Source organism: Shewanella sp. 553, from assembly GCF_059338375.1.
On sequence record NZ_CM181701.1, the window covers coordinates 3,493,255 to 3,506,567 of the forward strand.

Here is a 13,313-nt window from a genome sequence, read left to right on the forward strand (position 1 = left end):
ATACATCCTAAATTTACGCTAAATAAAGTTAATAAAGTTATCCATTTTAAATTTATCATTTGCCTAAATTTACAGCTATATTGTTCATCTTTGCTTCTCAACTTACGATAACAACCTGACTGAAAATATTCGATATATTAGATATATTTAAGTAGTAGCGGTAGAGAAAACGACTGAACGTCACTTACACAATATTAAATGAGATAAGACTGTTACCGATAAATCTAGCGGACTTGCTGATCAAATCAGAGTTAGGTCATAGCTTACCACTGCCACGATGAGAGCTAGATTGGCCAGCTTACTCATCGCTATTAGTACCACCATTATAAGTTCGCAAGCTCACTGACTGCTCAACAGTTGTTTTAAAGCAATACATCGCTGTTTCAGTAATAGAAGATTGAGGGGTGACCTTTTAGCCATATGCTTACACTTTTTGAGATGGGCTAATCGCTGTAGCCTCAAAAACGGGATAAAATGTGAGCGATTTCATAATTACTCAACCTAGTCGCATGATCTTGCACCGACTTTGATCTCGTGCAATTTTTACACAGCCAATTCACTTTAGACTGCTCAAATCGACCCATTGGTCGATAGTGATAACCGCCATGATAAGGGGTTGCACGGGATTAATTGGCTGCATCAGCCTTCATACGTAAAGATAATAACATGCAAATAGCACAACAACTGCAAGACAGGCGAAGGACTAGCCTGCATCATGATGAGCATTGGAACTCTATGAGCGCAGAGCAAAAAATGGCCCTTTATAACCTGCTTCGGTTTGGTTATCGACTGTTGTTTGTTCGCCATTTGCCTTCGGGTCCGTTAGCGATTATCGCGCAGCAGCACCAACTATCGACCATAGATAGCCGCGGTGAAGTTGACGACAATCCAAGGATCCGACTTCGAGACTAAGGCTTATTATTCAATATGCCTTTAGCGCCTATGGCGTTTATCTCAAAAAAAGGAGCACCATCAAGGTGCTCCTTTTTTATGGCTGGCCATTATGCTGGCGGCTTAGCTTAATAGCATATCGACATGTGGTATACCGTCTTCGAGATACACATCCGAGACAGGGGTGAATCCCATGCGTTGATAAAAACCACTGAGATACTGCTGCGCACCGATTTGGATATTGGCCTGCGGCCATTGCGCTTGGGCAATGGCTATCGCCCTGTGCATTAGTGACTCGGCAAGCCCGGCTCCACGCGCGCTACTTGCGACCACCACTCGGCCAATACTGCTATCGGCATAACTCACGCCCGGCGCTAAAATACGGGCATAAGCCACCAGCGCGCCATGTTCATCAACCCCTAACAGATGGCGAGTCTGGGCCAGTGTGTCTTTGCCATCGAGCTCGGGATAAGGGCAATGCTGCTCTACCACAAACACATCGACCCTGAGCTTAATTAGCTCATATAACTGCGTAACATTGAGCTGTGAAAACCCATAATCTTGCCACTGCACCACTGACTCCAACCACTTGATTAAATGATTAGACAGTCTACCCATTATCAACCTAATGGAGCAATCATATTTATCGCGTCATCGACTCGAAGATAGTCGTTACTAAGGCTCAACTTGGTTTTTTTAGGGGGGTTATCATCGCCAACCCCCAGCCACCATTCATCATGCCGCCAAGAGCAAACAACCTAGCAATAGTGATACTTAGCGCTGTTTTGATAAATTCATTATCCAAGTCTGCAAAAATGCCAATAAAACTGCTAACATTGGGCCAATTTTTTTAGCTTAAAGAGATAGATCAAGATGGGAAGAGCATACCAAAATCGCAAAGAATCTATGGCCAAAACGGCTGGGCAAAAAACTAGACTCTACTCTCGCTACGGCAAAGAGCTCTATGTTTGCGCAAAAAATGGTGGTTTCGATCCAGATGGCAACTTAGCACTGCGTCAAATGATCGCTAAGGCTAAAAAAGATCAGGTTCCGGCTCACGTGATAGATCGTGCCATCGAAAAAGCCCGTGGCGGCGGCGGTGAGGACTATGAAACAGCTCGCTATGAAGGCTTCGGCCCGGGTGGTGCCATGGTCATCGTCGACTGTTTAACCGATAACGGCAAACGTACCTTCACCGAGGTGAGACAAGCCTTTGTTAAAAATGACGCCAAGTTAGGCGGCCCTGGCACGGTTGGTCATATGTTTGATCACCAAGCGGTATTTGTCTTTAAAGGTGACGATGAAGAAGCCATTTTAGAGCTGCTGATGATGGCAGATGTGGATGTGAGCGATATTGAAGTCGAAGACGGCATGGTCAGTGTTTTTGCTCCGCATACCGAATTTTTCAAGGCCAAAACCGCCTTAAACGAAGCACTACCCGATATCGAATTTGAAGTGGAAGAGATCACTTTCGTGCCGCAAACCATGACCGAGGTGACCGATCCTGAAGTGATCGCGCAATTCGAGAAGTTTCTAGCGGCGCTAGAAGATTGTGACGACGTGCAAAACGTCTACCACAATGCGGAATTTGCAAACTAACTGGTTGATTTATTAAATAGCGACGGCGGCTTTAATTTGAGCAACTCAATTCAAAGCCGCTTGATTTTTTCACCACCTACAGTAGTTAACCCACAAGCTGTTTTCAGCAAAGACTCATCACTCTTAATGGGTAAATAATCTATCCATATTACCCCTAACTAAATTAATTCTGGTTCATATCTCCCTATTGTTAATGTCTCAGACTTAAGACTGACAACGAAGTGTGTCTATAATGTATCTATATACGTCGTTCACTTCGCCTAGCGGCGTGAATTAACTCTTTTACACTCACTCTACACATGATGAACAGGTGATCTATGAAGTATTCTACATCGTTAATGGCCATCGCACTGACCAGCGTCCTCACCGCTTGTGGCGGCAGCGATAGCAATGACACCCCTGATGCACCCCTGTCAGGCAGCTTCAGTCTAGGGGTATCGGATAATCCTGCCGATGCCCAAATTGTCAATATCGCCTTTAAACAGGTCGTGCTCAAAGGTAATGGGCAGTCACTGTCGTTTGATGTATCAGATAACGGCGACCTCAAAATGGTCGACTTACTTACCGTTCAAGGCCAAGAGATGGCCACATTAGTCAGTGGCCAATCGGTTCCCGTCGGTGAATACCAAATGTGTATTTACATGAAAAACAGTCAAGTCGCCGATACCAATAGCTCCTACGTGAAAACCATGGACGGGACTGACGCAGGGCTAGTCACCAATAGTAATGGTAGTTGCGGTGGCGTAGGTGCCGATGACCCCGATACTGGCCGACTGTTTTTTAATAAGGCTTTTACTATCGCCGCCGGTAATAATCTGTTTGTTGCCGAGTTTAACTTAGCTAAAGGCATACAAGCTCCTCATGGCAATAAGGCATACTGGACACTCAAACCTACCTCGGTGCAACTGGTTAATAATGCCGAGGTGGGCGCCATTAGCGGTCAAATTAGTCTCGATACTGTGACAGCATGTGAAACCGATGCTGGGGGCTCAGAGTTTAGCCAAGCAGTCTATCTATACCCAGCAGAAACTGCACTGACTGACATGGTCGATTTCCGCCCAGATGCCGATATCACGCCACCTCAAGTGGCACCAATTGCCTCCTCACGAGTGCAACCAATACTGGATGACACCGAAACGCTTATCGGTTACCAATATGAGTTTGGCTTTGTCGCTGCAGACACTTACAGCTTGGGTTACACCTGTTTAGCCCAACATGATGATCCAGAATCAAGCAACGACGCAGACGACCCACAAGCTCCTTTCGTAATTCATGCCGATGAACAGAATGTCAGCGTTACCAAGGCTGCGGTAACCGAACGCAATATCCCTATGGATTTTGTCCCAGCCAACTAATTTAAGCGCTCAGCTTTACCCCACAAAAAAGGCACTCATTGAGTGCCTTTTTAATTATCTCCTGCGAGTAAGATTCAGGTGAAGCTTTAAATTAAGTTCTATGAGCAACAATCACGGCGCCACCAATTTTTAGGCAACTTTTCCAGCAACACCTTCAACATTAAGATTGCTAGCACAACGCCAGAGGTATAGACAATAGGCGCTGGCAACAGGCTGTGCTGCTCACCCACTTGCGGCATCACCTCAAAGCCAAAGGTATCGACAAGATAATTTACTATCACCCCAGAGACTAAGGCGACACCGAGTACGCCGCCCAAATAACCATACAAGGCGCGCTTACCCAGCTCTTTAGTGACCACGCCCAAGGTGGCGATATTCGTCGCAGGGCCTGCGAGCATAAACACCAATACCGCGCCGGGTGACACCCCGGCAAGTAATAGTCCTGCAGCAATCGGCGTCGATGCCGTAGCGCAGATATACATAGGCACAGAGATCAGTACCATCACCAGCATGGCAAGCAGGCCATCACCCCATTTCGCCATAAAATCGCCAGGGACATAAGTTTGTACCAAGGCCGCAAAGAACAAGCCAACCAGCAGCCAGATGGTGGTATCACGCACTAAGTCGGTTGCGGCATAATGCAGCCCTTTGCCCATTCTGGCGATCACCGAGGTGCCTTTTAGGTCACTGGCCATATCTTGGGTCGATTCGCAGCAACTGTCAGCTTCAGGGGCTTTGTTTGCCGTGCTGCAACAGCTCGATGCAGACTCGACTTTAACGGTAGCCTTATCACGACAACAGCTGGCGCTGGCAGCGACTGGCTTAAGGCGAGCCACTTGCGTCGTGCCTTGAGGCGACATTGCCATCATGCGCCTACTTTCACCTAATGGGCGCATGACGAGCGACTTATCCCCTTGGCTAGCACCACCGCCACTTTTTACGGGCGTTGCGGCTTTGCTACTGCAACAAGACGCCACCACGACCTCGGCTTTATTACTGCTACAGCAGCTCGCGGTTGCCGCGTCCTTGTCTGACACTGAGGTTGCAGGCGCTACTTGGTCATCATCGCGGCCAACTAACAAGCCTGCCACAATGGCGCTGGCAATAGCGGCAATCGGTCTGACAATCGCCATAAATGGCCCAAGCAAGACATAAGATACGCTGACAGAATCGATACCCGTTTCTGGGGTCGAGACTAAAAATGAGGTGGTCGCCGCTTTTGACGCGCCAGAGCGACGCAGCCCTACTGCGGCAGGGATCACGCCACAAGAACATAAGGGTAAAGGCGCGCCCAGCACCGCCGCCTTAACGGTGGTTTTAAAGCCATGGCCACCGAGCTGCTGTTGCATCCACGCCATGGGCACAAACATCTTTAACATACCCGCCAACACTAATCCCAGTAGCAACCAAGGGGCTGACTCTAAAAACAGATCGATAAAATGACTTAATAACATAACTAGCCCTTACGCTTACAGCTTGCTTTATTTGGGTTATCTTGATGCTGATGAGTATGGTTTTCAGGCTTTACTTCAGCAGAGTTTGATTCTAGCGCTTCTAATATTGAACAATGTTCGGCACTTTCAGGGCCGCCACAACAGGCATCGGACAAGCGCTTAAGCGACACCTGAAAATGATTAAGCTCGGCGATTTTTGCGCTCACCTGAGCTAACTTGATATCCACCATCCCTTTGACATCGGCGCACGCCCAATTGGACTTATCCAAGTCAATCGACAACAGCTCAGCGATTTCCGCCAGCGTGAACCCCACCGCTTTGGCCCGCAAGATAAAACGTAACCGCTCAGCGTCTTGTTCGGTGTACATGCGATAACCCGCTTCGGTTCGCATCGAAGGCGATAACAAACCATGTTTTTCATAAAACCGCAGGGTGTCGGCCTTCACCTCACACTGCTTTGCTAGTTCACCTATTCGATACATGCTTCATCCAAATCGCTTGGGATCATAGTCAATACCCCTGAGTATAAACCTTAGAGTTAAATCTAAGGTCAAGGGTTATTATGCGTATTTACAATCAAGATGCTTGTTCGCTTACGCGTATTGTGAAATCGTGCAGAAAAAAACAGCATGGCACACCATTTTACGATAAAATACGCGCGCCGCGATGGACAGTAACAATAGATTGAGGGACTTTTGGAAAGCAGAGCAAGGCACTAACTAAAGCCTTGTATTGTTTTCCGAAAGATCCTTAAAAATAACTACTGGACCCTGTACCCAAAATGAATAATGCCAGACCTATTCGTCGCGCGCTGTTAAGCGTTTCTGATAAAACCGGAATCCTCGAGTTTGCCAAAGCCTTGCATGCTCAAGGTGTTGAGCTGCTCTCTACTGGCGGCACCGCTGCCCTACTTGCAGACAACGGTGTGCCTGTCATTGAAGTCTCTGACTACACAGGTCATGCAGAGATCATGGACGGGCGCGTAAAAACCTTGCACCCCAAAGTGCACGGCGGCATCTTAGCACGCCGTGGTATCGATGAGCTGGTCATGGAACAAAATGCCATCAAGCCCATCGACTTAGTTGCCGTTAACCTCTACCCCTTTGCCAATACCGTTGCCCAAGAAGGCTGCACCCTAGCCGATGCGGTAGAAAATATCGATATTGGCGGCCCCACCATGGTGCGCTCGACCGCTAAAAACCACAAAGACACCACGATTGTTGTCAACGCGTGCGACTACGACCGCGTGATTGCCGAGATGCAAGTCAATAACGGTAGCACCACGCTTGAAACCCGTTTCGATTTAGCCATCGCCGCATTTGAGCACACCGCGGCCTATGACGGCATGATTGCCAACTACTTCGGTACTATGGTGCCAGCCCACAGCACCGATGAGTGCCACGCTGATTCTAAGTTCCCGCGCACTTACAACACCCAACTGGTGAAGAAACAAGATCTTCGCTATGGCGAGAACAGCCATCAGAGCGCGGCGTTCTATGTGGATCTGAATATCGACGAAGCTTCAGTCGCTAGCGCAGTACAGCTACAAGGTAAGGCGCTGTCCTACAACAATATCGCCGACACCGACGCGGCTCTTGAGTGCGTTAAAGAGTTTGACGAACCCGCCTGCGTTATCGTTAAGCACGCTAACCCATGCGGCGTGGCGATTGGTAGCGATCTGCTCGATGCTTATAACCGCGCGTATCAAACCGACCCAACCTCAGCCTTTGGTGGCATTATCGCCTTTAATGGCGAGCTCGACGCCGCCACCGCGAGCGCGATTGTTGAACGTCAGTTTGTGGAAGTGATCATCGCCCCAAGCGTGAGCCAAGCCGCACGTGAGGTGGTTGCCGCTAAAGCCAATGTGCGCCTGCTAGAGTGCGGCCAGTGGAACACTAAGACCACCAGCCTAGACTACAAGCGTGTCAACGGTGGTTTGCTGCTGCAAGACCGTGACCAAGGCATGGTGAGCCAAGCCGATGTTAAGGTTGTTTCGAAGCGTCAGCCGACCGAAGCGGAAATGAAAGATCTGATGTTCTGCTGGAAAGTGGCTAAGTTTGTTAAATCGAACGCCATTGTCTATGCCAAAAACAGCATGACCATTGGTGTAGGCGCCGGCCAAATGAGCCGCGTCTACAGCGCTAAAGTGGCGGGTATTAAAGCCGCCGACGAAAACCTCGAAGTGGTAGGCTCTGTCATGGCATCGGATGCGTTTTTCCCCTTCCGCGATGGTATTGATGCCGCAGCAGCCGCAGGGATCAGCTGTATCATCCAGCCAGGCGGGTCGATTCGTGATGAAGAGATCATCAACGCTGCCGATGAGCACGGCATGGCGATGGTGTTTACAGGTATGCGTCACTTCCGTCATTAATTTGTTGGCGCGAATTAAGTTAAAAACGACTTAATTCGCGGATTAACCACATTCATTTTTAACGTTTAGCGCAAGCCATTTTCTCTAGGTCAAAGCAAGCAGGCGCACTGTTATAGGTAAGGATATACCCATACACAGGCATGCTTGATACAGAGAGAGGAAATGGCGCAGCTATAAAAGGTAAAGACATGAAAGTATTGATTATTGGTGGCGGCGGACGTGAACATGCATTAGCGTGGAAAGCCGCTCAATCAGCACACGTTGACACCGTCTTCGTTGCACCAGGTAACGCAGGCACGGCTTTAGAGCCTAAACTAGAAAACGTCGCCATTAACGTTGAAGAGATTAGCGCACTAGTCGAGTTTGCTCAGTCCAATAACATTGAGCTCACCATCGTTGGCCCAGAAGTCCCCTTGTCTTTGGGGGTTGTCGATGCCTTTAACGAAGCGGGTTTAGCGATTTTTGGCCCCACGAAAGGCGCAGCGCAGCTCGAATCCTCTAAAGCCTTCACGAAAGATTTCTTAGCCCGCCACAACATTCCAACTGCGGCCTATGCCAACTTTACCGAGATTGAACCCGCCAAAGCGTATGTGGCTAACGTCACCGCCAATACTGGCTACCCAATCGTCATCAAGGCCGATGGTTTAGCGGCAGGTAAAGGGGTGATTATCGCCCAAGACCAAAACGAAGCCGATGCCGCCATTGAAGATATGCTCGCAGGCAATATGTTTGGTGAAGCAGGCTCACGTGTCGTTATCGAAGAGTTTTTAAAGGGGGAAGAAGCCAGCTTTATCGTGATGGTCGATGGGCAAAACATTCTGGCTATGGCCACCAGCCAAGATCATAAGGCCCGTGACAATGGCGATTATGGCCCGAACACTGGCGGTATGGGTGCCTATTCTCCCGCGCCGGTGGTGACCCAAGCGGTGCACGACTGGACCATCGCTAATGTTATCCGTCCAACCGTCGATGGCATGGCCGCTGAAGGCAATGTCTACACAGGTTTCCTTTATGCAGGCCTAATGATCTCACCCGATGGCAGCGCTAAGGTGCTTGAATACAACTGCCGTTTTGGCGATCCAGAAACTCAACCTATCATGATGCGCCTTAAATCAGATTTAGTTGAGCTTTGCTTAGCCGCTACCCGTGGTGAACTAAACCAAGTGACTGCCGAGTTTGATGCGCGCGCCGCCGTTGGCGTAGTCATGGCTGCCGGTGGTTACCCCGATGCGTACCGTAAGCATGATGTCATTGAAGGCTTAAGCCTTGGTGATAATAACGCCAAAGTGTTCCATGCCGGCACTTGTATGCAAGAGGGAAAAGTGGTCACCAATGGGGGGCGCGTGCTATGCGCTACCGCACTGGGCAATACCGTTACCGAGGCACAACGTGCTGCATACGCCTTAGTGGATACCATCCATTGGGACGATGTGTATTTTCGTACCGATATTGCTTATCGCGCCATTGCTCGCGAAAGCTAACCCTAAGCTAGCATAATAAAAAACCGGCCATGGCCGGTTTTTTATTATCCACTCGCTCGCTGATAAACAATTAACAAACGTGAACTAGTTCACACATGAATATTGTTACTAAGTGCACTATATTCACTTGAGCGTTTTCAACTAAATCAGGGAAGCATGATGACATATACAATTGGCGATCTTATCTATAATGGCGAAAGAGCTGGCGTACATCACTGGAACACCCTTGCTGGTACGGCCTTTTATTGGCATCCTGACTGGCTACATATTGCAGAAGACATGACAGGCTTAAGGTCGACCACACCAGTGGTCGCGAGCGATGATGATGCGGCCACCCAAGCCGATGCCGAGCGCGCCATCATCAAACATTTAAACGAGCAGGAGTAAATCCCTCTCTCACGTGAGCGATAAAAAGGTTAATGGCCCGCGGCGATCGCTTTTTTGGCAATCTTATCGATAAGCTTAGGCGCGAATAGACGCAGCCAACGACCGACTCGCCCGCGCATTGAGGTGATCATCATACGTCTACGCTGAGCAATGGCAGGTAACATCATCTGCGCACATTGCTCGGCGCTAATAATTTTAGACTCCTGCATTGGGCTACGCCCCAGTGGCGCGCCTTGGCCATCGAGTGCCCGCTTATGGATTTCTGACACCACAAAATCGGGACAAATCACAGTCACCGCCACATTGTCATCGGCTAACTCAATACGCAGTGAGTCAAAAAAGCCCATCACCGCATGCTTAGATGCACTGTAACCACTGCGGGTTGGCACGCCCGTCAAGCCTGCCACAGAAGAGATCACCACCACTTGCCCTTGGCTGGCTTTTAAATGGGGTAACGCACTGTGGGTTAAATAGGCGGGGCCGAGATAATTGACCGTCATCACCTTGGCAAGAATGGTCAAATTCTCTAACTCATCGAAGCGTGACCACATAGTCATGCCCGCATTGTTAACCACAATATCGAGATGACCAAAATGGCTAATGGCACTATCGACGATATGTTGGCAACGGTCGGGTGAGCTAATATCGGCGCTGATCACCAAGGGGGTGTGATGACTCATCTGGGCTAACTCTTGTGCCAGTGAATCAAGCCGGGCTTGATTGCGGGCGGTTAATACTAATTTACACCCCAATGGCGCCATGGCTTTGGCCAATGCACGCCCTATTCCTTCAGAGGCGCCGGTAATGATCACCACTTTATCTGTCAATCCTTGCATCTTTGCTCTCCCTACCCGTTAACCACTTAAGCGACATAGACTTAAGCTCACACAGATAGCAGCAAAGCACAAGCATCACACCTTAACGCCCCTGTGCTGCGGCCTCTTGGATTAGCTGTAATTGTGGGTGCGAATCAAGATAGGTCTCTAGGCTCTGAGGCCGGCCAATGGCATAACCTTGCGCATAGTTAATGCCGATAGACTCTAGCCTGTCGATGATCGCTTCATTTTCGACAAACTCGGCGACCGTCTCTATGCCCATGACTCGGCACACATCATGAATCGATTTGACGATGGCATAATCTTTGGCATTTGTGGCCAACGTTTTGATAAAGCAGCCGTCGATTTTCACATAGTTCACCGGCAGCTCGCGCAGATAACCATAGGAGGCGAAGCCGGTACCAAAATCGTCGAGCGCAAATGCAAAGCCTTGTTTGCGTAGGCGGTTCAGCATTTCCATCGCCCGATCGCGATTTTGAATCGCGCTGGTTTCAGTGATCTCAAAGCAGATGCAACGGCTCGGTATAGCAAAATGCTGCAGCTGCGCGATGATATAATCGACCATGCCTTCGGCGCCTAAACTGTTGCCCGATAGATTGATAGATAAACAGTGATCATGCCATAGCGCTTCGTGGGAAGATAACCACAAGAAGGTTTTGCGGATCACCTCTTTATCAACCTCAGTCATCAACTTAAAGCGCTCTGCGGCCTCAATAAACTGCGCTGGCGGCAAGATCCGCCCACAAGGCTCTTGGATCCGCAGCAGGATCTCCATGCGTTTATGTTGGCCGTTGCCATTAATGCCTTTAATCGGCTGATAATAGAGAATTAACTCATTATGTTCGATCGCCTGGGCTATTCTTACCGCCCACTTGGGTGCATTACGCTGGTAGGTTAATTCTTTATCTTTGTTGTCATAAAAATGCACCTGATTACTGCCTTTACGTTTAGCCGCAATGCAGGCAATATCGGCATCTTTGAGCAACTCAAGCGGTAAAATATAGGGCGAGTGTGCCACCGCGACCCCAGCACTTATCCCCACGCGATATTGGCATCCTTGATGCTCCATCACCTGTTTGGCCACATTATCCATAATGCGCTTCACTTGCTGGGCCACATGCAGAAGGGTGTTATCTTTAAGGGCCAAGCCAAATTCATCGCCGCCCAGTCGCGCCAGTAAGGCATGGCCAGTCAGACTCGATTGTATTGCCTTGGCAACCATCTTAAGCATGACATCGCCTTGGTTATGACCACAGGAATCGTTGATCAACTTAAATTGCTCAAGATCGAAATAGCACATTGCCAGTACCTTGGCATCATCGGCAAAGTTCACTAAGCGTTCTTCAAAGGCGCTACGATTTAATAACGCGGTCACACCATCAAAGTTAGCTCTGCGCCTTAATTGATGTTTCAGCAACTCCTCTTGGGTGATGTCCCTCAGCACAATCACTGTGCCAATCACCTGATTTTGCGGATCGCGCAAAGTGTTAATGCTACGCTCCATAATCTTGCTCTTGTCATTACAAGATTTAACCTTGCTCAGTAAGGGTTGACTCACACCACTTTGCATTAATTTAAACAAGGTATTACTAATCTGTTTATCCGACTTAAACAGCTGCTCGATGCTCACCCCGACAGCGGCGCTAGACTCACACTGCAGTAAGCGCTCAGCCTGTGGATTAAGATAAATCGCCTTGGCCGACACGTCGGTTAAAATCACCGCCTCGGCAATCGCCTCTAAGGTGGTTTTTGAGCGCTCTTTTTGCTGAAAAATACGGGCCATCAAATGATTGACCTGCTCGGCGATCCCCGTCAACTCCTCGCAGCCATCACCTCGCAGCGGCACATAAGCCTTAGCAGCAGGATCGATACTGGCTAATTCGGTTAACAGGCGCCGAAAAGGGCTCACTAAGCCGATCCTAAGCCATAAAAATCCCACCAAGAATAGTAGACCGCTCAAGCCGATGACACCATAAAGCAACAGGGTCGGTTGTTGAGGAATATCGGTAAATACGCCCTCGGAAAGGGTTATTGATAAATGCAGAGAGTCATCATCAAGTAGGCCGGGCACGTCCAGTTGGTGTGACAGGGTGGCATAGTTTGGTATAAGACCAGTGGCTTTGCCACGCCCAAGTTGCAGGTGACTCAAGCCATCGTTAACTTGATAGCGGTTTAACAGACTAACATCAACCCCTCTCACAAAGACGATAGATAAGCTCGGATCAACCGGAGCCACACTGACAATAAAGCCCTTATCCGCTTGTAAATAAAACCCCGTCTTCGCCTGAGTTAGCTCAAACAATGAGGCGGGTAATATACTGGAGTCGAAATGCGATATCGCAGCCACGCTCGCGGCAAAGGCAGTTGCTTTATCCTGCTCTAAATAAAACAGACTACGATGCTCGGCTAGTCCACTATTAAGCCAAGCTTGCTCAAAACGCTGGCGACTAGCATGATCCAATGCCGAAATGGGTACACCATAAATCTGGGTAAATAATGCTAAACGCTTAAGCTCAGTATCGATAAGTCTGGCGATGTTGTTAAATTCAGCATCGATGGAGGCACGCTTAAGTTGCTCGACACGATTATCAAACCATAAATTAAGAGAAAAAGTGATGGCGATGATGGCGGGTAAGCAAAATCCTACAACAAAAACCACTAATTTTTTGCTAATACGCATCGGTCTACAACCATCCTGTGTTTATTCATCATCGCATCAATACCAATGCGGCAGGCAAAATACCCTATTTAGCCAATGGATTAAATAGCTTTTCGCACTGCCAATCCAAAAGTATTCATAACGACAGTATTGGTATAAAACTGTTGCCTTAAAGCATAGAACTCATCTCAACACACATAGGCAAAGAGTGATGCTGTTTACGCTAACGTATTGATGCTTGCCATCTCTCCTGACTAAGACGGGATAACCAAGCTCAATG

At 48.6% G+C, this 13,313-nt stretch carries 11 protein-coding genes; 6 read left to right on the forward strand and 5 right to left on the reverse strand.

Annotated features, from left to right (window positions below):
- The first annotated feature begins 666 nt into the window (after nucleotides 1–666).
- Nucleotides 667–912, forward strand: coding sequence for a hypothetical protein (locus AC5YBZ_RS15455; protein WP_110457033.1), 246 nt, complete (start codon nucleotides 667–669; stop codon nucleotides 910–912).
- Between the two features lie 102 nt (nucleotides 913–1,014).
- Here the strand turns inward: AC5YBZ_RS15455 and AC5YBZ_RS15460 are convergent, their stop codons facing one another.
- Nucleotides 1,015–1,464, reverse strand: a complete 450-nt coding sequence (locus AC5YBZ_RS15460) for a GNAT family N-acetyltransferase (protein ID WP_475517052.1) — start codon at nucleotides 1,462–1,464, stop codon at nucleotides 1,015–1,017.
- 300 nt (nucleotides 1,465–1,764) lie between these two features.
- Here AC5YBZ_RS15460 and AC5YBZ_RS15465 point away from each other — a divergent pair, with 300 nt between their 5' ends.
- On the forward strand, nucleotides 1,765–2,490 hold the full coding sequence (locus AC5YBZ_RS15465; protein ID WP_494520773.1) for a YebC/PmpR family DNA-binding transcriptional regulator: 726 nt from the start codon (nucleotides 1,765–1,767) through the stop codon (nucleotides 2,488–2,490).
- Between the two features lie 317 nt (nucleotides 2,491–2,807).
- Nucleotides 2,808–3,845: a DUF4382 domain-containing protein gene (locus AC5YBZ_RS15470; RefSeq protein ID WP_475515015.1), complete on the forward strand. Its 1,038-nt coding sequence runs from the start codon at nucleotides 2,808–2,810 to the stop codon at nucleotides 3,843–3,845.
- Nucleotides 3,846–3,943: 98 nt separating this feature from the next.
- On the opposite strand, the gene AC5YBZ_RS15475 is transcribed toward AC5YBZ_RS15470, so the two are convergent.
- Both AC5YBZ_RS15475 and zntR read right to left on the reverse strand, forming a co-directional pair.
- Complete coding sequence (locus tag AC5YBZ_RS15475; protein WP_494523992.1) at nucleotides 3,944–5,299, reverse strand: SO_0444 family Cu/Zn efflux transporter; 1,356 nt, start codon at nucleotides 5,297–5,299, stop codon at nucleotides 3,944–3,946.
- A 2-nt stretch (nucleotides 5,300–5,301) separates the two neighbouring features.
- Nucleotides 5,302–5,781 carry a Zn(2+)-responsive transcriptional regulator gene (gene zntR / locus AC5YBZ_RS15480; RefSeq protein WP_475515017.1) on the reverse strand — a complete coding sequence of 160 codons (480 nt, stop codon included), beginning with the start codon at nucleotides 5,779–5,781 and terminating at the stop codon, nucleotides 5,302–5,304.
- Between the two features lie 299 nt (nucleotides 5,782–6,080).
- On the opposite strand from zntR, the gene purH reads away from it, so the two are divergent.
- The 3 genes from purH (at nucleotide 6,081) to AC5YBZ_RS15495 (ending at nucleotide 9,538) form a co-directional block, all read left to right on the forward strand.
- Entirely contained in the window at nucleotides 6,081–7,670 is a 1,590-nt protein-coding gene (gene purH / locus AC5YBZ_RS15485; RefSeq protein ID WP_494520771.1) for a bifunctional phosphoribosylaminoimidazolecarboxamide formyltransferase/IMP cyclohydrolase, read from the forward strand.
- 188 nt (nucleotides 7,671–7,858) lie between these two features.
- Nucleotides 7,859–9,151 (forward strand): phosphoribosylamine--glycine ligase, encoded by a 1,293-nt coding sequence (gene purD / locus AC5YBZ_RS15490; protein WP_494520770.1) that lies wholly within the window; start codon nucleotides 7,859–7,861, stop codon nucleotides 9,149–9,151.
- 159 nt (nucleotides 9,152–9,310) lie between these two features.
- On the forward strand, nucleotides 9,311–9,538 hold the full coding sequence (locus AC5YBZ_RS15495) for a hypothetical protein (protein ID WP_475517053.1): 228 nt from the start codon (nucleotides 9,311–9,313) through the stop codon (nucleotides 9,536–9,538).
- Between the two features lie 29 nt (nucleotides 9,539–9,567).
- Here AC5YBZ_RS15495 and AC5YBZ_RS15500 read toward each other — a convergent pair whose 3' ends face one another.
- Together AC5YBZ_RS15500 and AC5YBZ_RS15505 are read right to left on the reverse strand one after the other, a co-directional pair.
- Nucleotides 9,568–10,374, reverse strand: coding sequence for an SDR family oxidoreductase (locus tag AC5YBZ_RS15500; protein WP_494523993.1), 807 nt, complete (start codon nucleotides 10,372–10,374; stop codon nucleotides 9,568–9,570).
- 82 nt (nucleotides 10,375–10,456) lie between these two features.
- Complete coding sequence (locus AC5YBZ_RS15505; RefSeq protein WP_494520769.1) at nucleotides 10,457–13,054, reverse strand: putative bifunctional diguanylate cyclase/phosphodiesterase; 2,598 nt, start codon at nucleotides 13,052–13,054, stop codon at nucleotides 10,457–10,459.
- Nucleotides 13,055–13,313: the final 259 nt, after the last annotated feature.